18 protein-coding genes are annotated in these 19,324 nt (G+C 71.3%); 6 read left to right on the forward strand and 12 right to left on the reverse strand.

Annotated elements, in window-relative coordinates:
* Nucleotides 1-93 precede the first annotated feature (93 nt).
* The 8 genes from NE236_RS15630 to NE236_RS15665 all read right to left on the reverse strand — a co-directional run bounded on the left by NE236_RS15630 (nt 94) and on the right by NE236_RS15665 (nt 10,554).
* Nucleotides 94-2,652, reverse strand: a complete 2,559-nt coding sequence (locus tag NE236_RS15630) for an FtsK/SpoIIIE family DNA translocase (RefSeq protein ID WP_252842688.1) — start codon at nt 2,650-2,652, stop codon at nt 94-96.
* A gap of 338 nt (nt 2,653-2,990) precedes the next feature.
* The gene (locus NE236_RS15635) at nt 2,991-4,670 is read right to left on the reverse strand and encodes a ribonuclease J (protein ID WP_252842689.1); all 1,680 of its coding nucleotides are present in this window, start codon (nt 4,668-4,670) and stop codon (nt 2,991-2,993) included.
* Between the two features lie 117 nt (nt 4,671-4,787).
* Entirely contained in the window at nt 4,788-5,726 is a 939-nt protein-coding gene (gene dapA / locus NE236_RS15640; RefSeq protein WP_252842690.1) for a 4-hydroxy-tetrahydrodipicolinate synthase, read from the reverse strand.
* A gap of 407 nt (nt 5,727-6,133) precedes the next feature.
* Nucleotides 6,134-6,325, reverse strand: coding sequence for a hypothetical protein (locus tag NE236_RS15645; protein WP_252842691.1), 192 nt, complete (start codon nt 6,323-6,325; stop codon nt 6,134-6,136).
* A 291-nt stretch (nt 6,326-6,616) separates the two neighbouring features.
* A complete protein-coding gene (locus tag NE236_RS15650; protein ID WP_252842692.1) occupies nt 6,617-7,624 on the reverse strand; it encodes a glycoside hydrolase family 18 protein in 1,008 nt (335 codons plus the stop codon).
* Between the two features lie 100 nt (nt 7,625-7,724).
* Nucleotides 7,725-8,693, reverse strand: a complete 969-nt coding sequence (locus NE236_RS15655; protein ID WP_252842693.1) for a zinc-binding dehydrogenase — start codon at nt 8,691-8,693, stop codon at nt 7,725-7,727.
* A 63-nt stretch (nt 8,694-8,756) separates the two neighbouring features.
* On the reverse strand, nt 8,757-9,218 hold the full coding sequence (locus NE236_RS15660) for a MarR family transcriptional regulator (protein WP_252842694.1): 462 nt from the start codon (nt 9,216-9,218) through the stop codon (nt 8,757-8,759).
* A gap of 358 nt (nt 9,219-9,576) precedes the next feature.
* A complete protein-coding gene (locus tag NE236_RS15665; protein WP_252842695.1) occupies nt 9,577-10,554 on the reverse strand; it encodes a DMT family transporter in 978 nt (325 codons plus the stop codon).
* Here NE236_RS15665 and NE236_RS15670 point away from each other — a divergent pair.
* A complete protein-coding gene (locus NE236_RS15670) occupies nt 10,553-11,950 on the forward strand; it encodes an aminotransferase-like domain-containing protein (protein WP_252842696.1) in 1,398 nt (465 codons plus the stop codon). The two genes, NE236_RS15665 and NE236_RS15670, sit on opposite strands and share 2 nt — an antisense overlap.
* A gap of 75 nt (nt 11,951-12,025) precedes the next feature.
* Nucleotides 12,026-12,562: a CGNR zinc finger domain-containing protein gene (locus tag NE236_RS15675; RefSeq protein ID WP_252842697.1), complete on the forward strand. Its 537-nt coding sequence runs from the start codon at nt 12,026-12,028 to the stop codon at nt 12,560-12,562.
* Nucleotides 12,563-12,564: 2 nt separating this feature from the next.
* Here NE236_RS15675 and NE236_RS15680 read toward each other — a convergent pair whose 3' ends face one another.
* Together NE236_RS15680 and NE236_RS15685 are read right to left on the reverse strand one after the other, a co-directional pair.
* Complete coding sequence (locus tag NE236_RS15680; protein WP_252842698.1) at nt 12,565-12,978, reverse strand: type II toxin-antitoxin system VapC family toxin; 414 nt, start codon at nt 12,976-12,978, stop codon at nt 12,565-12,567.
* Nucleotides 12,979-12,981: 3 nt separating this feature from the next.
* Entirely contained in the window at nt 12,982-13,857 is an 876-nt protein-coding gene (locus tag NE236_RS15685; protein ID WP_252842699.1) for a hypothetical protein, read from the reverse strand.
* Between the two features lie 240 nt (nt 13,858-14,097).
* On the opposite strand from NE236_RS15685, the gene NE236_RS15690 reads away from it, so the two are divergent.
* Nucleotides 14,098-14,595, forward strand: coding sequence for a GNAT family N-acetyltransferase (locus tag NE236_RS15690; protein WP_252842700.1), 498 nt, complete (start codon nt 14,098-14,100; stop codon nt 14,593-14,595).
* 82 nt (nt 14,596-14,677) lie between these two features.
* Here the strand turns inward: NE236_RS15690 and ung are convergent, their stop codons facing one another.
* Together ung and NE236_RS15700 are read right to left on the reverse strand one after the other, a co-directional pair.
* On the reverse strand, nt 14,678-15,367 hold the full coding sequence (ung, locus tag NE236_RS15695) for a uracil-DNA glycosylase (RefSeq protein WP_252842701.1): 690 nt from the start codon (nt 15,365-15,367) through the stop codon (nt 14,678-14,680).
* Nucleotides 15,368-15,430: 63 nt separating this feature from the next.
* On the reverse strand, nt 15,431-15,931 hold the full coding sequence (locus NE236_RS15700) for a MarR family winged helix-turn-helix transcriptional regulator (RefSeq protein WP_252842702.1): 501 nt from the start codon (nt 15,929-15,931) through the stop codon (nt 15,431-15,433).
* A gap of 151 nt (nt 15,932-16,082) precedes the next feature.
* Here NE236_RS15700 and NE236_RS15705 point away from each other — a divergent pair, with 151 nt between their 5' ends.
* The 3 genes from NE236_RS15705 (at nt 16,083) to NE236_RS15715 (ending at nt 19,317) form a co-directional block, all read left to right on the forward strand.
* Nucleotides 16,083-17,708 (forward strand): MFS transporter, encoded by a 1,626-nt coding sequence (locus NE236_RS15705; RefSeq protein WP_252842703.1) that lies wholly within the window; start codon nt 16,083-16,085, stop codon nt 17,706-17,708.
* Between the two features lie 25 nt (nt 17,709-17,733).
* Nucleotides 17,734-18,600, forward strand: coding sequence for a 1,4-dihydroxy-2-naphthoate polyprenyltransferase (locus NE236_RS15710; protein ID WP_252842704.1), 867 nt, complete (start codon nt 17,734-17,736; stop codon nt 18,598-18,600).
* 117 nt (nt 18,601-18,717) lie between these two features.
* Entirely contained in the window at nt 18,718-19,317 is a 600-nt protein-coding gene (locus NE236_RS15715) for a malonic semialdehyde reductase (RefSeq protein WP_252842705.1), read from the forward strand.
* Nucleotides 19,318-19,324: the final 7 nt, after the last annotated feature.

Here is a 19,324-nt window from a genome sequence, read left to right on the forward strand (position 1 = left end):
GGTCGCCTCCCGCTCCGCGATCAGTCTATGAAGGCCGGGCGTGAGACGCGACGTGCAACGCGGTATAAGTCAGCTACCCCAAGATCTCGATCGCTACTCACCGCGTAGCGAGGCCATCACACCTGGCAGATCGTCGGGTTTGACCAGCACGTCACGTGCCTTCGACCCCTCGCTGGGCCCCACTATGTTGCGGCTTTCCAGCAGGTCCATGAGACGGCCCGCCTTGGCGAACCCGACTCTCAGCTTCCGCTGCAGCATCGAGGTCGAGCCGAACTGCGTGGAGACGATGAGCTCGACCGCCTGGACGAGCAGCTCGAGGTCGTCGCCGATGTCCTCGTCGATCTCCTTCTTGCGCGACTCCGCCACGGAGACGTCCTCGCGGTAGTCGGGCTCGGCCTGCTTCTTGCAGTGCTCGACGACCGCGTAGATCTCCTTCTCGGAGACGTAGGCGTTCTGCAGCCGCATGGGCTTGCTGGCGCCCATCGGCAGGAACAGCGCGTCACCCTGGCCGACGAGCTTCTCCGCGCCGGGCTGGTCCAGGATGACCCGGCTGTCGGCGAGGCTTGAGGTCGCGAACGCCAGCCGGGACGGGACGTTCGCCTTGATCAGGCCGGTGACGACGTCGACGCTGGGCCGCTGGGTGGCGAGCACCAGGTGGATGCCCGCGGCGCGGGCGAGCTGGGTGATGCGCACGACGGAGTCCTCGACGTCGCGCGGCGCGACCATCATCAGGTCGGCCAGCTCGTCGACGACCACGAGGAGGTAGGGGTACGGCGTGTAGACGCGCTCGCTGCCCGGCGGCGCGGTGAGCTTCCCGGCGACGACGGCCTTGTTGAAGTCGTCGATGTGGCGGTACCCGGACGCGGCCAGGTCGTCGTAGCGCCGGTCCATCTCGCCCACCACCCACTGCAGCGCCTCGGCCGCCTTCTTGGGGTTGGTGATGATCGGCGTGATCAGGTGCGGGATCCCGCCGTACGAGGTGAGCTCCACCCGCTTGGGATCGACGAGGACCATGCGCACCTCGTCCGGGGTCGACCGCATGAGGATGGAGGTGATCAGGCCGTTGATGCACGTCGACTTACCGGCACCGGTGGCGCCGGCGATGAGCATGTGCGGCATCTTGGCGAGGTTGGCCACGACGGTGCGGCCCTCGACGTCCTTGCCCAGGCCGACGAGCATCGGGTGGTGGTCCCCGGTCGCGACCGGGGAGCGCAGGATGTCACCGAGGCTGACGATGTCCTTGTCGGTGTTGGGGATCTCGACGCCGATCGCGGACTTGCCGGGGATCGGGGAGATGATCCGCACATCGGCGCTCTTGACGGCGAGCGCGATGTTCTTGGCCAGCGCGGTGATCCGCTCGACCTTGACCGCGGGGCCGAGCTCGATCTCGTACCGGGTGATCGTCGGGCCCCGGGTGAAGCCGGTCACCTGGGCGTCGATGCCGAACTGGTCGAGCACCTCCGACAGCGCGTTCACGACGACGTCGTTGGCCTTGGTGCGCGGTTTGACGACCGAGCCGGGTTTCAGGACGCCGGGAGCCGGCAGCGAGTAGGAGCCGTCGCCCTTCGCGCTGGTCGACAGGGTGAGCTGCTCGGTGATCCGCGGCGCGGGCGTCGGGTCGGGCGGCGCGGGAAGCGCCGGCGGGTCCGGAGGCGCCAGCAGCTCGTCGGCGAGACTCGGCGCGTCGTCCTCCTCGAAGATCTCGCCGGGGCGCGTGTCGCGGTCGGAGACGACGGGCGTGTCGTACGGCTTCTGGTGCTCGCCGACGTCGACCTCGGTCTTGCGAGACCGTTTCTTGTTCTTTGCCGTCGGCTCCGGCTGCTCCGGCGGCTCGCGCAGCATCATCCGGTCCCGCAGCTCGGCGAGGCGGTCCGGCACCCGGTGCACGGGCGTCGCGGTGATCACCAGGACGCCGAAGCCGATCAGCAGCAACAGCAGCGGGACCGCGACGAAGGCGGTGACGGTGCTGGTCAGCGGCGCGGACAGCAGCCAGCCGACCAGTCCGCCGCTGCCCTGCAGCGCGTGCTCGCCCGCACTGGGGTACGGCGTGCCGTGCGTGATGTGGACGATGCCGACGATGCCGCCGATGAGGGCCGCGCAGCCGATGAGGATCCGGCCGACGTCGCCGTTGCGCTCCGGGTGCCGCAGCAGCCGCCAGGCCGGCAGCAGGCAGATGAGCGGGAGCACCATGGCCAGCGATCCCAGGCAGTCCCGGATCAGCCGCCCGAGGTACTTCAGCGCCCACGTGTGCGGGTCGAACCAGGTCGCCGCGGCCAGGACGATGGCCAGGCCGAGGAAGGCGAGACCCTGCCCGTCGCGGCGATGCTCCTGGTCGAGCTCGCGGGCGCCGCGCCCGAACATGCGCGCGAGCCCGCCGACCGCCCGGGCCAGGAGCAGCCACATCTGGGCGACGAACTGCCAGAAGCCGAGGAAGAGAGTGCTGATGGGGTCGGGCCGCTGCGGCCCGCGAGAGCGCGCCGCCGGCCTCGGGGTTGTCGAGGAGCGTTTGCGCGTCCCCGACGCGCGTGCCGGTGTCTTCGCGGCCGACGCCTTGCCCCCGGCCGCCGGCTTACGGGCCGCGGGCCTTCGCGCCGTGCCGCCACGCGTACCTGAGGAGGAGCCCTTCGCACCCCCGGGCGTACGTGTGGCCATGATGGCGAGACTAGCGGCGACCCGCCCGCCCGCCCCAGAATTCGGCCGGCACGGCGTGTCGCCGGACCATGCCTCATCAGGCCGAACCGGCGTCGTACGCACCCGACCGCGCGGTCCGTGCGGGACCTCGCCGTACACGCGCGACCTCGCCGTCCTGCGCCACCCCACCGTCCGTGCGCGACCGCACCGTACGAGCGGGACCTCCCCGTGCGCGACCGTGCCGTACGCGTGACCGTGCCGTACGCGCGACCGTGCGGTCGGCGGCCCGGAACCGGTGGCGTACGGGACCGCGTGGGCGGTCCGTACGGCACCGGTCCGGGCCGGCTACCGGAGGCGGGTCAGACCTCGACGATGACCGGGATGATCATCGGCCGGCGGCCGTACGACTCGTTGACCCAGCGACCCACCGTGCGGCGTACGAGCTGCCGCAGCTGGTGCATGTCGTTGACGCCGTCGGCGGCGGCGGTCTCCAGGGCCTCCTCGATGCGCGGCATGACCGGCTCGAAGTTGTCGATGCCCGCTCCGCGGGCGTGGATCTCCGGGCCGCCCAGCGGCTTGCCGCTCTCGGAGTCGACGACCACGACGACGGAGACGAACCCCTCGTCACCGAGGATGCGGCGGTCCTTCAGCGACGTCTCGGTGATCTCGCCGACCGACAGCCCGTCGACGTAGACGTATCCGGCGCGTACCACCCCGGCGATCGACGCCTTGCCGTCGACGAGGTCGACCACCACGCCGTCCTCGGCGATGATGACGTTCTCGGCGGGAACGCCGGTGGCCTCGGCCAGCCGGGCGTGCGCGCGCAGGTGGCGCCACTCGCCGTGCACCGGCATGAAGTTGCTCGGCCGGGTCATGTTCAGCACGTACAGCAGCTCGCCGGCCGGGGAGTGGCCGGAGACGTGCACGAGCGCGTTGCCCTTGTGCACGACCTTCGCGCCCCAGCGGGTGAGGCCGTTGATCACGCGATTGACGGCGTTCTCGTTGCCGGGGATGAGCGACGACGCGAGGATCACCGTGTCGCCCTCCTCGATCCGGATCTGGTGGTCCCGGCTGGCCATCCGCGACAGCGCTGACATCGGCTCGCCCTGCGAGCCGGTGCAGACCAGCACGACCTTCTCGGCGGGAAGTTTGTCGATCTCCTTCTGGTCGACCATGATCCCGGCCGGCACTTGCAGGTAGCCGAGGTCGCGGGCGACGCCCATGTTGCGCACCATCGACCGGCCGACGAGGCAGACCTTGCGGCCGCTGGCGTGCGCCGCGTCGAGGACCTGCTGGACGCGGTGGACGTGCGAGGCGAAGCAGGCGACGATGACCCGTTTCGCCGCGATGCGGAGCACGTCGCCCAGCACGACGCCGATCTCGCGCTCGCTGGTGACGAACCCGGGGACCTCGGCGTTGGTGGAGTCGGACAGCAGCAGGTCGATGCCCTCCTCGCCGAGGCGGGCGAACCCGCCGAGGTCGGTGAGGCGGCCGTCGAGCGGCAGCTGGTCCATCTTGAAGTCACCGGTGGCGAGCACGAGGCCGGCCGGCGTGCGGATGGCGACCGCGAGGGCGTCCGGGATGGAGTGGTTGACCGCGAGGAACTCGCAGTCGAACGGTCCAAGAGACTGCTTCTCGCCCTCGGCCACCCGGATCGCGACCGGATTGATGCGGTGCTCGGCGAGCTTGGCCTCCAGCAGGGCAAGGGTCAGCCGGGAGCCGATGACGGGGATGTCCCGTCGCTCGCGCAACAGGTACGGCACCGCGCCGATGTGGTCCTCGTGCCCGTGGGTGAGGACGATGCCGGCGATGTCGTCGAGGCGGCCACGAATGTAGTCGAAGTCCGGCAGGATCAGGTCGACGCCGGGCTGCTCCGTCTCGGGGAACAGCACGCCGCAGTCGACGATGAGCAGCCGGCCGTCGTACTCGAAGACCGTCATGTTGCGGCCGATCTCGCCGAGACCGCCGAGCGGAACGATGCGCAGGCCGCCTTGGACGAGCGGCTGCGGTGAACCCAGTCCGGGATGCGGATGACTCATCAGTACCGCTCCCCCTCGCCGGATCGCGCGGGGGCATGGTCATGCGCGTTGGTCACGCGCCCTCCTAGCTATCAGCGGCTCGCCTTTCCGGCGATGCCTTGGAAACCTGTGGTCCGCTCACGGACCCTCCACGATCTTGACGCCGCCGGCGACGAGGTCCTCGCGCAGAGCGGCGGTGAACTCCGGCGTCGCGTCCACCAGGGGCGGCCGGACGGGTCCGCCGGGAAGCCCGAGCAGGGACAGCGCCGCCTTGGTGGCGATGACACCCTGCGTGCGGGTCATGATGGCGGTGATCACGGGCACGAGCCTGCGGTGGATCTCCGTGGCGCGCCGCGTGTCACCGCCGAGGAATGCGTCGATCATCTCGTGCAGGTCGGCGCCGACGACGTGGCCGACCACGCTGACGAAGCCGGCGGCGCCGACCGACAGCCACGGCAGGTTCAGCGCGTCGTCGCCGGAGTAGAAGACCAGATCGGTCTCGGCCATCACCTTGGACGCCCCGAACAGATCGCCCTTCGCCTCCTTGACCGCGATGATCCGCGGGTGGTCGGCGAGCCGCAGCAGCGTCTCCGCGGCGATGGGCGTGCCCGTACGGCCGGGAATGTCGTACAGCATCACCGGCAGCCCGGTCGCGTCGGCCACCGTGGTGAAGTGGCGCGCGAGTCCTTCCTGCGGCGGCTTGTTGTAGTACGGGGTGACGACCAGGAGCCCGTGGGCGCCGGCCTGCTCGGCCTGGCGCGCCAGCTTCAGCGTGTGCGCGGTGTGGTTCGTGCCGACTCCGGCGACGATCGTCGCGCGGTCGCCGACCGCCTCGAGGACGGTGCGCAGCAGGCGCTCGTCCTCCTCGTCGCTCGTCGTCGGCGACTCTCCGGTCGTCCCGCTGATGACGAGGCCGTCGTTGCGCTGTTCGTCGACCAGATATGCGGCCAGCCGAGCCGCCCCGTCGTAGTCGACGGTGCCGTCGGAGGCCATGGGGGTGACCATCGCGGTCAGCATCCGGCCGAAGGGCGCGGACTCGTCACGTCCCTGCGGCAGGGCGCTCGTGCTGGGTGCCATGTACCGAACTTACCGGGCATCGGCGGTGGCCGGGAGCCGCGGGGACCCCCGTGTCGTCCTCGCCGGGGTCGTCTCGGAGCGCGGAGCACTCCCCGCTCCGGAGCCCGCTGCCTGCGCGAACGGCCGTGATGAGGAAGACGTCGCCAGAACGCGCTCGGGGGTACACGTTCTGACGACGTCACCTTCAGCATCGGGATTCAGAAAACCGGCGTTACCGGAGAACCTTGGCGGCCTCTCGTACGTTGGAGTGATTGGGACGGGGTTCCGCCGGGGTCTGGCGGGGCTGGCGGAGCCTCTCCCGGCGGAGGATGCGTGCCTCGGTGGCAGGGGTCTGGGGCTCTCCGCGCCGGTCACCCACCCGACCGGCGCACCGGCCACCGAGGCGCGCGCATCCGCGCGTCCGCCCGTCAGGCGTCCTGCCGGGCGTCGAGATGCTGTCGCAGCTTCACTTCCAGCTCTTCCCTGCTCTGGGCGCGGAGATACTCGTTGCGGCGTACCGCCCACCAGTGGCCGGAGCCGCCCAGCCCGAATCTCCAACCCGAGTAGTCGGCCGTGAGCTGTTGGAGCTGACGGGCCGCTCCCTGGACAGTGTCCTCCATGTGCATCTCTCCCGAACCTCCCACACCGCCAGCCGAGGCGATCCGCGCCACGGTCGCCGAAAATCCTTCCCCGCGCGAGGACGGTTCGATCATGTGGCCGCGAGCGGTCAGGGGATCCGCGGGGAAGTGCTCCGAGCTGCAAAGACACGTCATTTAACCAGCTTTAGCAGCATGTATCGCAATCGTGAGATTTCCTTGTCCGCGAGGGTCCTGGAACGCGAACGGAGCGTGCTCGCGGGGTCGACCGCACGTGGTCGCGGACGGCCGGTTCCGGAGGCCTGGCGAACACCGTCAGTGCGGCTCGGCCGGCCACCCGGCACGGTAGGCCGCCCACTCCCGGTGATTCGTCGTCCAGTCGGCGTACACCGCCACTCCGTACGGTCGCCGGGGCCGATGGCGCAGTTCGGCGACGCCCTGCCGTACGCCGCGCAGCGCGGTGGGTAGATCCTCGGCCCAGGGTGTCGGCGACCGGTAGGTCGGCACCCCCATGAAGACGGTCACGCGATCGCCGATGAGCGACAGCGTCCGCTCGGTGTGGTGGGCGAAGTGCCGCCCGGCGAGCGCCCGTGTCGGTGCCTCGGAGTCGTACGTCATGATCGCCACCTGGTCGACGCGGTCGGCGACCGCGCGCAGGTACGCCGCCGTCGGCCGCGGCGGGTAGTGGTCCTTCCCGCGCGGCAGCACCGCCCGGAACAGCGGCTGCGTCCAGTCGGCGAGCGTCTGTTGCTCCAGCGCGGCCGACAGCACCCGCCCACGGGCCCGGGTGAGCCGGTGCGTGTTCGTCAGCAGATCGAGGAAGTTCCGGTCGTCGGGGTAGATCGGCTCGATGTCGTAGTGGATTCCGGCGAAGCCCAGATCCAGGAGGGCGCGGTCGGTCGTAAGGACGTTCTCCCGCGTCGCCGCCGCACGCAGGTCGAGCGGACCGCCGCCGGAACGTTCCACCTGCCCGACGTACGCCTGGGCGCGCACCTCGGGGGCCAGCCGGCGCAGCGCGGCGAGCAGCTCCCCCGCGTGGGCGTACCGGGACGGCGGTATCTCTCCGTCGCCGGTGAGCGGGCCGACGTGGAAGAACACGTCACTGATCCTGTTCCGGCGCAGCGTGTCCGCGAGCGCGCGATATTCGCCCTCGGCGTGCGCCTCGCCGACCCACTGGTGCCGGGCCCAGAGCGCGTTGGTCGAGGTGCCGTACGCCGACGGCTCCCGCTGCCAGGCGAACCAGGCGCGCCCGAAGAAGATCACCGATGCCCCGAGGACCAGCGCGCACACCCAGGCCGCCGCGCGGACGATCAGACGTGTCATGTCCCTCCCATGATCCTCGGACGCGTCGGACCGCCCGCCGGTTCGCCCGAGGCACGGATGATTCACCCGGGTCGCGTACGGCCGGTGGAAGACGGCGGAATCAGCAGACCAGCAGCGCCTTGCCGAGGACCTCACGAGCCTCGATCGCGGCATGGGCGTCCGCGGCCCGCTCCAGCGGGAAGGTCCGGCCGATGACCGGCCTGAGCCGGCCCGCCGCCGCCTCGTCGAAGGCCCGTTCGGCGAGCCGGCGGTATTCCTCGGGGCCGAACTGCAGGTCCTGGATCCCGCGCACGGTCAGCCCCCGCCGCGCCGCCTCGTCGGTGTCGATCGGAGCGAATCCGCCGCTGGACGCGCCGTGCGCGGAGATCCGGGCCCCGTCCGCCGCGACCGCGACCGCGACCCGGCCGATCTCACCGCCCGCGCCATCGAAGACCACGTCCGGCCCCCGGCCGTCGGCCCCCTCGCGCACCCGGTCCGTCCACTCCGGCTCGCTGTAGTCGACCACGACGTCGGCGCCCAGCTCACGGGCCAGGTCGAGCTTGCGCTTGCCCCGGGCGGCCGCGACGACCTGCGCCCCGGCCGCCTTGGACAACTGCACCAGCAGCGAGCCCATGCCCCCGGCCGCCGCGACGACGAGCACCCACTCCCCCGACCGGACCCGCGCGGCCTCGAAGACGCCGAGCCCGGTCACCCCGTCGTGCAGCAGCGCCGCCGCGTCGGTCAGGTCGAGGCCGTACGGTACGGGCAGCAGCCCGTCGGCCGGAACCACGACGTGTGAGGCGTAGCCTCCGTCGGGAGTCCGAGTGGCGACGCGCCGTCCGGTCCAGGCGGCGTCCACGCCCTCTCCCACCGCGCTCACCTCGCCGGCGACGCCGTCGCCCGGCACGTAGGGGGGCCGCACGCCGAACCATTCGCCGCCCCGGCCGGACCTGATCTGCGTCTCGACGAACAGGGTGTCCACCGCGGACACCGCCACCACGACCTGCCCGGGCCCGGGCTCGGGATCCGGTCTGTCGACCGGGACGAGCTCCTCAGGACCGCCGAACCTTCGTACCTCGATCACCCGCATGGTCACTCCCCTCGGAAAAACCCGTTGTCTCCGAGGAGCGTTGAACATCAACCACGCTTGAGGTCAAGTCGGCTCCACCCGCAATCGAGCCAGGGTCTCCGGCGTCAGCCGCCCGGCGAGCGTCTCGAGCATGGCGGTGACCTCCGCGACCTCTTCCGGGTCGTCCGTACCCAGTGCGGTGGCCAGCGCGCCGTCGACGGACGTGGAACGCACCACCGCCACCCGCTCGGAGACCCCGGGGGCCTGGCGTACGAGCATCCGCCGCCGGTCCCGGGGATCGGGCGCCGTGACGATGGAACCCGCCTCGCGCAACCGGGCCACCGCACCGGACACCTGGCTCTGCGGCAGGCCCGTACGGGCGGCGATCTCGCCGATCGCACTGTCCGGGTGCCCCAGGATGTCGCTCGCCACGATCAGGACCGTCCGAACGCTGGTCGTGTACTTCGGCAACCCCTCCGTCGGCATGGCCTCCTCACCGATCTTCATGAGGGTCCGGCCCAGCAGGAACAGCTCCACTCCGTTCATCCCGGCACCATACATCGCTCTAGATGCATCTATCTTGATGCATCTTTTTCGATGCTTTATTGTCTTGATCGTCATCCCCGACCACATCACCGACGAAGGGCGACCGCTCCCTCCCGGCGGCGGGCACAACGCTCGGCGAAGGGGTACTGACCTGCCCCCTCCGACGCCTTTGTCCCCTTCTGCAAGCACCTTCGCCGAGCGTTCCGTCCGGGTCTCGGCGAAGACCCGTGAGCCCGCTCGTCATGCGAGCGTTCACCCCATTTCGCGCGCGCCTTCACCGAGCATCGCAAACCGGCGGGACGGTGGCGAGGGGCGTTGACCTCCTCGGACCGGCTCCGCTCGGACCGGATCGGCCAGGTCAGCCGTTCGCCGCCTCATGCGTGGCCGTGGCGCCCGGCCGAACCGACTCGCCGACGCCCGCCGGGCGGGCGCCGCGCGCGATCCGGGCTCGCTGGGCGATGAGGACGCAGACGAGCACGCCGGCCGCCGCGACGACCGTGCTCCCGTCGGCGTGCTCACCGAGCAGCAGCCATGACCACAGCAGCGTGAGCAGCGGCTGGGCGAGTTGCACCTGGCTCGCCCGTGCCACCCCCGCCTTGGCGAGCCCGGCGTACCAGGCGAAGAACCCGAGGAACATCGACACGCCCGACACGTACGCCAGACCGGCCACGGCCGGGAGACTCCAGTGCGCGGGCGCGGCGATCGACAGTGCCACCGTGACCGGGATCGTGATCGGCGCGGCCAGGACGAGGGCCCACGACACGACCTGCGGACCCCGCATCTCGCGGGCGAGCCGGCCGCCCTCGGCGTACCCGAGGCCGGCGGCCAGCAGCGCTCCGAACAGCAGCGCGTCGGCGAGGGAGAAGCGCCCCACACCGTTGCGCAGGGTGAACACGACGATGAACGCCGCGCCCGCCACGCTCGCCGCCCAGAAGAGAAGGGAGGGGCGCTCACCGGCCCGTACGACGGCGAAGACCGCCGTCGCGACGGGAAGCAGACCGATCACCACGGCGGCGTGCGAGGAGGACGAGCCATGGTCGAGGGCCAACGTGGACAGGATCGGGAATCCGAAGACGATGCCGGCGGCGACCAGCCCGAGGGAGGCCCACTGGCGGCCGCGGGGACGCGGGGCGCGCATCAGCCGCAGGGCGATGACGGCGAGGACGGACGCGATCCCCGCCCGCCCGACACCGATCAGGTACGGACCGAAACCGCGCAGCGCGAACGAGGTGGCCGGAAAGGTGAAGGAGAAGGCGAGGACACCGAGCGCGGCGGCACCGAATCCCGCAGGCAGCGCTATCGCACCTCGGACAGTAGCGTTATCCTTATTCCTCATGAGCAACGATAGCAGTATCGCCGCCCTCGCCACGGAGCTACGGGCCGAGGTGGCGAGGCTGCGTCCCGGCGACCGGCTGCCCTCCAGCCGCTCGCTGATGACCCGCCATCAGGTCAGCCCCGTCACCGTCGCCCGTGCGATCCGGACGCTCGCCGCCGAAGGTCTCGTGGTCGCCCGTCCCGGCAGCGGCACGTACGTCGCCGAGCGGACCCGGCCCGCGCCGGCCGAGCCGGCCGACCTGGACTGGCAGGCGGTGGCCCTCGGCGACCGCACCGTCGACGCGGACGGTGTGGTGGGCCTGCTCTCCCAGGCGCCCGAGGGCGTGATCGCGCTCAGCGGCGGCTACCTCGCGCCCGCTCTGCAACCCGTACGGGCGCTGGCCACCGCCGCCGCGCGGGCGGCCCGCCGCCCGTACGCGTGGGAGCGCCCGCCGCTCTCGGGCCTGCGCGAGCTGCGCGAGTGGTTCGCGCGTACGGCGGGCGGCGATGTCACCGCCGCGGACGTGACGATCACCAGCGGAGGGCAGGCCGCGATCAGCCTGATCCTGCGCGCGCTCCTGCCGCCCGGGGCGCCGCTGCTCGTCGAGTCGCCCACCTACCTGGGCGCTCTGGCCTCTGCCCGTGCCGCCGGGCTTCGCCCCGTTCCCGTGCCGGTCGACGCGGAGGGCCTGCGCACCGACCTGCTGGCCGACGCGTTCGCCGCCACCGGAGCCCGCGCGCTGTTGTGTCAGCCGACCTTCCACAACCCGACCGGTACGGTGCTGTCCGCCCCACGCCGCGCGCAGGTGCTCGATGTCGCCCGGGCAGCGGGAGCGTTCGTGGTCGAGGACGACTACAGCCGCCATCTGGCGATCGACCCTCCTCCCCCGCCCCTGGTCGCGGCCGATCGGGACGGCAGGGTGCTGCACATCGCGTCGCTGACCAAGATCACCGCGCCGAGCCTGCGCGTCGCCGCCGTGATCGCCCGGGGGCCGGTCGCCGAGCGCATCCGGTCCGCGCAGGTCGTCGAATCGTTCTTCGTCGCCCGCCCGCTGCAGGAGACCGCTCTCGAACTGGTCACCTCACCCGCCTGGCCGCGCCACCTGCGCACCGTGGGCGAGGCGCTGCTACGACGCCGCGACACCCTCATCTCCGCGCTCGCGGCGGCCGGGCTGCACCCCGCCGTCCGGCCGCATGGAGGCCTGCACGTGTGGGTCGGCCTGCCGGCGGGCGTCGACGACGTCGCCCTCGCCGAGGCCGCGGCCCGCGCAGGGGTCCTGGTCAGCCCGGGCCGCCGCTACTTCCCCGCGGAGCCGCCGAAGCCCCGCATGCGGCTCAGTTACGGAACGGCGGCGGGCGAGACGGAGCTCGCCGAGGGCGCGGCCCGCTTCGCCCAGACGCTGGCCGCGGCCTCGTAGCGGCCGCGAACGAGCCGTGCCACCGCCCGGGAAACCGGTGATCGAAGTACGCTGGTGTCGAAACGGGGAGAGTGAATGAGCGGCTCGGACAGTGCCCTGCTGCTACGGGACTTCGTCAATACGTACGACGTCGACTGTGACATCGACGACCTCGGCGCGCCCTGCGACTTGAGCGACTGGCTGACGGAGCGCGGGCTGACGCCGCCCGGCACGCGCGCCGACGAGTCCGACCTGGCCATGGCGGTCGCCTTCCGCGAAGGCCTCCGGTCCGCCATGCTCGGCCATCACGGCCCGGCCGGGGCGGATCCGCCCGCCGACCTGGACCGGCTCCTGGCCGGCCTCCCGCTGCGCGTGTCCCTCGACGGCCCTGCGCTGATCCCCCTGCGCGGCGGCGTCCGCGGCGGCCTGGCGGCCCTCGCCGCCGCGGTCATCAACACTGCCGCCGAGGGCGACTGGCCCCGCCTCAAGGTGTGCCGGGAGGCGACGTGCCGGTGGGCGTTCCTCGACACGTCGAAGAACCGTTCGCGAAGCTGGTGCTCGATGCGGATGTGCGGCAACCGGACCAAGACCCGCGCCTACCGCGCCCGCCGCCGTGCCACCTCCGGCGACTGACGTCACTCCGTCGTCGCAGCGAGCAGCGACAACCCGGGAAACCCGCTGAAGTGACGAACATTGTTCGTCAGAAGAGGCGCATCATGGAAGATCGCCGTCGCGCAGATCCACATGTCGTTGTTGTGCATGGCATCGCCGAGAGGATGCCCCTTCCTCACGGCCTGCGCTTTGAGCTGTCCCCACAAGCGGGCGAGGTCCTCATCGAACGGAACCACGAGGTAGCGCCGAATCGCCTCGTCCAGTTGAGTGACGCGTCGGGCACCCCACCCTCGCTTTGCGGCCCCGAAGTGAAGCTCTCCTACGGTCGTGAACGAGAGCACCGGAACGACGCCCTTGAGGTGCGGTTCATAGTCGGAGGTATTCACACCTTGGAACAAGTATGAGAACACGTCCGTGTCGACGACGACATGGTCCATGGGTCAGTCGCGCCTTGCCGACCTGACGGCGGCAAGGAAGTCTTCAAAGTCGTCGATGGCCTCGCCCCCGTGCAACTCCGTCGCCCCTCTGACCGGGGCGATGCCCTGCTCTCGCGCCAGCGTCGCGAGCGTTTTTGAGCGAGTTTCGCGGACGACGGAAAGATCCTCGATGTGCAACAACCGCACCGTCGATCCATCCGGCTGCACCTCGGCGGTGCCGCTCGCCATCACCAGCTGGTCCATCGCGTCCAATACGGCGTCTCTCATCCCGGCGTCAAAGTCACATAGGATACTCCCCGAGAATGTGTCTATACGGCAACGCAGGGAAGCAGGAGAGAGATCCCCCATATGCAATCGGCCGACAACGGTCACCTCCTCCTCTGTCGTCGACCTCTCGAGCCGATGTAGCAGGTCCCGAAACTCCTCATCTATCGAGCAAATCGGTACATTACGCGCCAGAAGCTCGATTTTGGAAATACCACCCGAGCCGACACCCCCAGATAGCGCACGGAGCCCGGTTATCACCTGCTGGGTGAAATGCCGGGGAACCCTGCCGGGGTTTCGGCGTATCTCCTCTGCCCCGACTCGTAGAGCGTCGAGAGACCGTTCAAGAAGCTCGGTGTCGTGTCCTCTGGCAAGCTTCAGGACGGCTGAGCCCGCGGCGAACCCGACGAAGTCGAGGCGCACAGCGTCGACGATCTCCCGCGGGCGCCGTCCAGGCGTCACAGCACCGCCGCTGAGGGACAACGCGAGGCGCTCGAGTGTGGCCTGCACGCCGCCGGCGATACGGGCCACCTCGGAAAGTGAGAGCCGGCCCCCCTCTGTCGCCGGACCGGTGGCTCGGATCGCGAAGTCGTCGCCCATCGTCGAAGCCCCCATGCCACCTCCCCGTCGCCGTCTGTGAAGACTCTAAGTGACGGGATCCTCGCAGCTCCAGTGTTCTACGCCTGACGACGATGAAAGCCGCGCGCCGACCGACCGATCGCAACTCTCAACACGAAGGTCGGCGATCGGTGGGTCGGCGGAAGGGCGGTACGGTCGTCGGCATACAGGACGTGACGGAAGCGGGGGTCGGCACCGGTGGGCGTGGTGGGGGTACGAGCGGCGTATCCAGGAGACGTGGCCGCCGTCGCGGACATCCAGGTACGGGCCTGGCGCGAGGGGTATCGCGGTGTCATCCCCGACGCGGCGCTGGCCGAGATGACCGGCTCCGAGGCGGCCGCCCTGTGGCGTGAGCGCTGGGCGGAGGCGGTTGCCGCGCCGCCGAGCCCGCGGCACCGGCTGCTGGTCGCCGTGGACGAGGGGGTCATCACCGGGTTCGCCGCACACGCCCCGGCGGGCGATTCCGACCAGGACCCGCAGGCCACCGGTGAGCTGCTGACCCTGCTCATCGACCCGGCCCACGGGCGTGCCGGGCACGGCAGCCGCCTGCTCTCCGCCACCGTGGACCATCTGCGCGAGGACGGCTGCACGACGGCCGTCACCTGGCTCTTCGCGGCGGACGAGACGCTGCGCGCCTTCCTGACCTCGGCGGGCTGGGCACCCGACGGCGCGCACAGCAAGGTGGACATGGGCGAGCCGGTCGCGATGGTGCGCCTCCACACCGCGATCGCCTGATTCGGCTACACGGGAGGACGATCCCGCTCCCGGCCGTCGGCCGCACCACCCGCGCACCCGGCGGTGCGGCCACCGAGTTCTGTCACGCCGACGCTTCGAGGGTCCAGTCGATCTCGGGGAGGCCCGCGTCGGCCAGGGCCTTGTCGACCGCGCTGAACGGCCGGCTGCCGAGGAAACCGCGGGGGTTCATCGGGCTGGGGTGGCCCGCCTCGAACACGACGTGCTGCGAGCCGGTGACGAGGTCGCGCTTCTTGCGGGCGTAGGCGCCCCACAGGACGAACACCACCCGCTCGCTCTTGGCGTCGAGTGCCCGGATCACGGCGTCGGTGAACTCCTCCCAGCCCTTCCCCGCGTGGGAGCCCGCCTTCCCGGCGCGCACGGTCAGCACCGCGTTGAGCAGCAGCACCCCGCGCTCGGCCCAGGGCGTCAGGTCTCCCGTGGTCGGCACGGGAACGCCGAGGTCGTCGTGGAGCTCCTTGAAGACGTTGCGCAGCGACGGCGGAATCCGCACGCCCGGCCGCACGCTGAAGCTCAGCCCGTGCGCCTGACCGGCACCGTGGTAGGGGTCCTGCCCGAGGATGAGCACCCGTGCGTCATCGGGCGCGCACAGGCGGAAGGCGCTGAACAGGTCGGGCAGCGGCGGGTAGACGGTGCCGGCGGCGTACTCGGCGGCGACGAAGTCGCTGAGACGCCGGGTCGCGTCGGGGTCGAGCAGCGGCTCCACACGTGCGCGCCAGTCGTCGGGAAGGTGCTCCAGCAGGTCGAAGGACATGCGCCGAAACTAACACCGCCAGGGGACAGATTCCGGTGATCCGGTGCGGGGTGCGCGCGCCTGTCAGAAGCGCTCGGTCTCCGGCGCGGCCGGGTAGCCGAGAGTGTCTTCGGCGGCGTCGTCCAGAGCCTGGAAGCGCAGCACGGTGGCGAGGAGGAAGCCGCGCACGATCCGCTCGTCGGCCGGGTGCAGGTGGTCGAGCATGGGCTCCATGTGGCTGCCGGCCGCGTCCTGGGCCTGCCGGAGCTGCCGGCGCCCCGTCTCGGTCAGCGCGAGGCGTACGAGGCGGCGGTCGGTGACGTCGCGCCGCCGCTCGATCCAGCCCGAACGCTCGAGGTGGTCCACCGTGTGGTTGAGTGTCGAGGGGGCGACGCCGCATCCTTTGGCGAGTTCGCGCTGTGTGAGCGCCGATCCGCGCTCAAGGGAGGCGAGGACGGCCAGGCCGTGCGGGGTGAGGCCGTAACCTCCCATGAGCCGTTGCCAGCGCATGGCGACGACGTGACCGGCGACGGCCAGCAGGCGGGACAGCGACATGCGTTCGAGGTCGGCCTCAGAGGTGCGCACGGCAGCCATTCTCTGTGCTCAGGGCTCCCGGGGCCAGCGGGGATCGAAAGTCGGCAGGGCGCCGGAGGGGGCCCGGGAGGAGCCGGAAAGAGCGGGGGTAGGTTTGACGCCGAACGATTCAGGATCGAATAAACCGCTTTGGAACACCTCGATGACCTTGCGCTCGGCCCCCCTCCTGCCCGCGTCCGCGACCGGCTCGCCCGGACGCCGCCGGTGGCTGGGCATGGTGGTCATCAGCCTCGGGGTCTCCCTGATCATCGTCGACGCCACGATCGTCAACGTGATGCTCCCCAGGATCGTGACGGATCTGCGGCTGACCACGACCGACGCCGAGTGGATCACCTCGATCTACTCGCTCGTGTTCGCGGCGCTGCTGATCCCCTTCGGGAGGGCGGGCGACGCGTACGGCAGGCGCAGGATGCTCGTCCTCGGCACCGTCGTGTTCGTCGCGGCGAGCCTGCTGGCGGCCCGCGCCGGCAGCGGGCCCGCGCTGGTCGCGGCCCGGGCGTTGCAGGGGGTCGGCGCCGCGATGATCCTGCCCGCGACCCTGTCGACGGTGACGGCCGTCTTCACCGGGCGGGACCGGGCCGTCGCGTTCGGGATCTGGGGGTCGCTCATCGGCGGCATGGCCGCCGTGGGCCCGCTGCTCGGCGGCTGGCTCGCGACGTCGTACGGCTGGCGCTGGGCGTTCGGCGTGAACCTGCCGCTCGGGGCGGCGATCGTCGCCGGCACGTTGCTGCTCGTACCCGAGACCCGTGATCCGGCGGTGCGCCGCGTCGGCGACTGGCCGGGCACGGTGCTGAGCACGGCCGGCCTCGCGGCGGTGGTCTTCGCGCTGATCGAGGGGCAGCGGTACGGCTGGTGGTCGCCCACCCGTCCGTTCTCCGCCGGCCCGGTCCGCTGGCCGGACACCGGCGTCTCGCCGGTCCCGGTGGCTCTGGTGGCCGGAGTCCTCATGTTGGGCGCGCTGGTCGCGGTGGAGCGGGCACGGGCGGCGGCGGGGCGGCCGGTCGTCCTCGACCTGTCGCTGTTCCGCATCCCGGACTTCCGGCGCGGCAGCGCCGCGGCCTCCCTCATCAGCGTCGGGGAGCTCGGGCTGATGTTCGTCCTGCCGCTGTTCCTCCAGGACGTGCACGGGAACTCCCCGTTGCAGGTCAGCGTGGCGATCCTGCCGCTGGCCGTCGGTACCTTCCTCGCCGGGGGGCTGTCGGCGCGGCTCTCGCGCCGTCTCGGCGCCGCCCTGATGCTGCAGGCCGGGATGGCCCTGGAGGTGATCGCGGCCGCGCTGATCGGCCTGACCACGCGGGCGGACACGACCGGGTTCCAGCTGGCGCCGTGGATGCTGGTGTACGGCATCGGCCTCGGCCTGACGACCGGGCAGCTCACCCGGATCGTGCTGCGCGACGTCCCACCCGCCAGCGCGGGCCTCGCCTCCGGAACCCAGTCGACGGCCCGGCAGGTCGGGTCGGCGCTGGGGATCGCGCTGATCGGCGCGGTGTTCGCGGTCGGGCTGAGCCACGCGATGACGGCCCGGCTCCGCGACGCGGGCCTGCCGGCCGGGCAGGGCGCGGCGTACGCGGAGCGGCTGCGCGACAGCGCCGGGACGTTCGCCGGCGACCTGCGCCGGGACGACCCTCGGCTGTCCCGGGCCGCCGACGAGAGCCTGGCCGTGGCCACCGACCGCGCGGCCTTCGCCACCGCCGGACTGCTGGCGATCGGCCTTCTCCTGACCCTGAGGCTGCGTCGTGGCACGGATCCGGGAGAATCACCCGCATGATCATCAGCTCCGAGAAAGGGCGATAGTGGCGACCCTCTCCCAGTGGGTCGCCGGGTCGCGGCCCCGAACCCTCCCCAACTCCATCGTTCCCGTCGCCGTCGGTACCGGCGTGGCGATCGGTTATGACCATTTCGTCTGGTGGCGGGCGCTGCTCGCGCTGTTCGTCTCCCTGCTGCTGCAGATCGGGGTGAACTACGCCAATGACTACAGCGACGGCATCCGCGGCACCGACGAGGTGAGGGTCGGGCCGATGCGGCTGGTCGGTTCGAAGGTCGCGCCGCCGAAGCAGGTCCTCGTCGCGGCGTTCGGCTGCTTCGCGCTCGCCGCGGTGGCGGGGCTGGTCCTCGCGGCCGTCACCACCTGGTGGCTCGTGCTGATCGGCGCGGTGGCGATCGCGGCGGCGTGGTTCTACACCGGCGGATCCCGGCCGTACGGCTACAAGGCGCTGGGCGAGCTGTCGGTGTTCGTCTTCTTCGGGCTGGTCTCGGTGGTCGGCACGGCGTACGTGCAGCTGGAGACCCTGCCGTGGGCGGCGTGGGTGGCGGCGGTGCCGGTCGGGCTGCTGTCGTGTTCGATGCTGGTCGTCAACAACCTGCGCGACATCCCCACCGACGCCGCGTCCGGCAAGCGCACTCTCGCGGTGCTGCTCGGCGACGGGCGCACGCGCCTGCTGTACACCGGGTGCAGCGCCGGGGCGTTCCTGTGCGTGGTGATCGTCGCGGTGTCCCGGCCGTGGGCCATCCTGGCGCTGCTGTCGGCGCTGTGGGCGATCGCGCCCAACCGCCGGGTCCTGCGGGGCGCGAAGGGCCGGGACCTGATCGCCGTGCTCGGGGAGACCGGGCGCCTGCAGATCATCTTCGGGGCGCTGTTCACCCTCGGCCTGGCGCTGTAGGAGCGGCCGCTCGGCGTGTGTGAGCCGGATCACTCGGCCACCCGGATGATTGAAGTTTCAATCATTGTTCTCGCTTCCGTCGGTGGAACGGCCACCGGACCGACGAAGGAGGACACCGTGAGCGACCTGCTGAGCATCGACGCGACCGCCCAGGACATCCTGTTCCGCGAGGCCCGTACGGCCAACGCCTTCACGGACGAGCCGGTGTCGGAAAACCAGGTGCGCGCCATCTACGACCTCGTCAAGTGGGCGCCGACGTCGATGAACACCCAGCCGCTGCGCGTCGTGCTCGTACGCTCGCCCGAGGCCCGTGAGCGCCTCGTCGCGCACATGGCCGAGGGCAACAAGGCCAAGACAGCGGCGGCGCCGCTGGTGGCGGTCCTCGCCGCCGACGGCGACTTCCACGAGCACCTGCCGACGGTCTTCCCGCACAAGCCGGACGCCCGGGACGGCCTGCACGGCGCGCCCGAGGCCCGCTCCCGGATGGCCGCCTTCAACGGCGCGATCCAGGTCGGCTACTTCATCATCGGCGTGCGCGCCGCCGGCCTCGCGGCCGGGCCGATGGGCGGCTTCGACGCCGAGGGGGTCGCCAAGGAGTTCTTCCCCGAGGGCGGCCACCAGGTGCTCGCCGTCGTGAACATCGGCAGGCCCGGCCCGAACGCCTGGCGCCCCCGCAACCCGCGCCTGGAGTACGACCAGGTGGTCACCACCGTTTGATCCGGAG

It is taken from the genome of Actinoallomurus purpureus (assembly GCF_024055795.1).
GTDB classification, from domain to species: domain Bacteria; phylum Actinomycetota; class Actinomycetes; order Streptosporangiales; family Streptosporangiaceae; genus Actinoallomurus; species Actinoallomurus purpureus.

What these genes read in the sequence shown, in the direction of transcription:
- ung (WP_252842701.1), bottom strand. Translation starts at nt 15,367, where the DNA reads ATGTCCTTCGACCTGCTGGAGCACCTTCCCGACGACTGGCGCGCACGT.
- NE236_RS15635 (WP_252842689.1), bottom strand. Translation starts at nt 4,670, where the DNA reads ATGAGTCATCCGCATCCCGGACTGGGTTCACCGCAGCCGCTCGTCCAA.
- NE236_RS15675 (WP_252842697.1), top strand. Translation starts at nt 12,026, where the DNA reads ATGAGCGGCTCGGACAGTGCCCTGCTGCTACGGGACTTCGTCAATACG.
- NE236_RS15670 (WP_252842696.1), top strand. Translation starts at nt 10,553, where the DNA reads ATGAGCAACGATAGCAGTATCGCCGCCCTCGCCACGGAGCTACGGGCC.
- NE236_RS15645 (WP_252842691.1), bottom strand. Translation starts at nt 6,325, where the DNA reads ATGGAGGACACTGTCCAGGGAGCGGCCCGTCAGCTCCAACAGCTCACG.
- NE236_RS15665 (WP_252842695.1), bottom strand. Translation starts at nt 10,554, where the DNA reads ATGAGGAATAAGGATAACGCTACTGTCCGAGGTGCGATAGCGCTGCCT.
- NE236_RS15705 (WP_252842703.1), top strand. Translation starts at nt 16,083, where the DNA reads ATGACCTTGCGCTCGGCCCCCCTCCTGCCCGCGTCCGCGACCGGCTCG.
- NE236_RS15650 (WP_252842692.1), bottom strand. Translation starts at nt 7,624, where the DNA reads ATGACACGTCTGATCGTCCGCGCGGCGGCCTGGGTGTGCGCGCTGGTC.
- NE236_RS15655 (WP_252842693.1), bottom strand. Translation starts at nt 8,693, where the DNA reads ATGCGGGTGATCGAGGTACGAAGGTTCGGCGGTCCTGAGGAGCTCGTC.
- NE236_RS15660 (WP_252842694.1), bottom strand. Translation starts at nt 9,218, where the DNA reads ATGAACGGAGTGGAGCTGTTCCTGCTGGGCCGGACCCTCATGAAGATC.
- NE236_RS15630 (WP_252842688.1), bottom strand. Translation starts at nt 2,652, where the DNA reads ATGGCCACACGTACGCCCGGGGGTGCGAAGGGCTCCTCCTCAGGTACG.
- dapA (WP_252842690.1), bottom strand. Translation starts at nt 5,726, where the DNA reads ATGGCACCCAGCACGAGCGCCCTGCCGCAGGGACGTGACGAGTCCGCG.
- NE236_RS15685 (WP_252842699.1), bottom strand. Translation starts at nt 13,857, where the DNA reads ATGGGGGCTTCGACGATGGGCGACGACTTCGCGATCCGAGCCACCGGT.
- NE236_RS15680 (WP_252842698.1), bottom strand. Translation starts at nt 12,978, where the DNA reads ATGGACCATGTCGTCGTCGACACGGACGTGTTCTCATACTTGTTCCAA.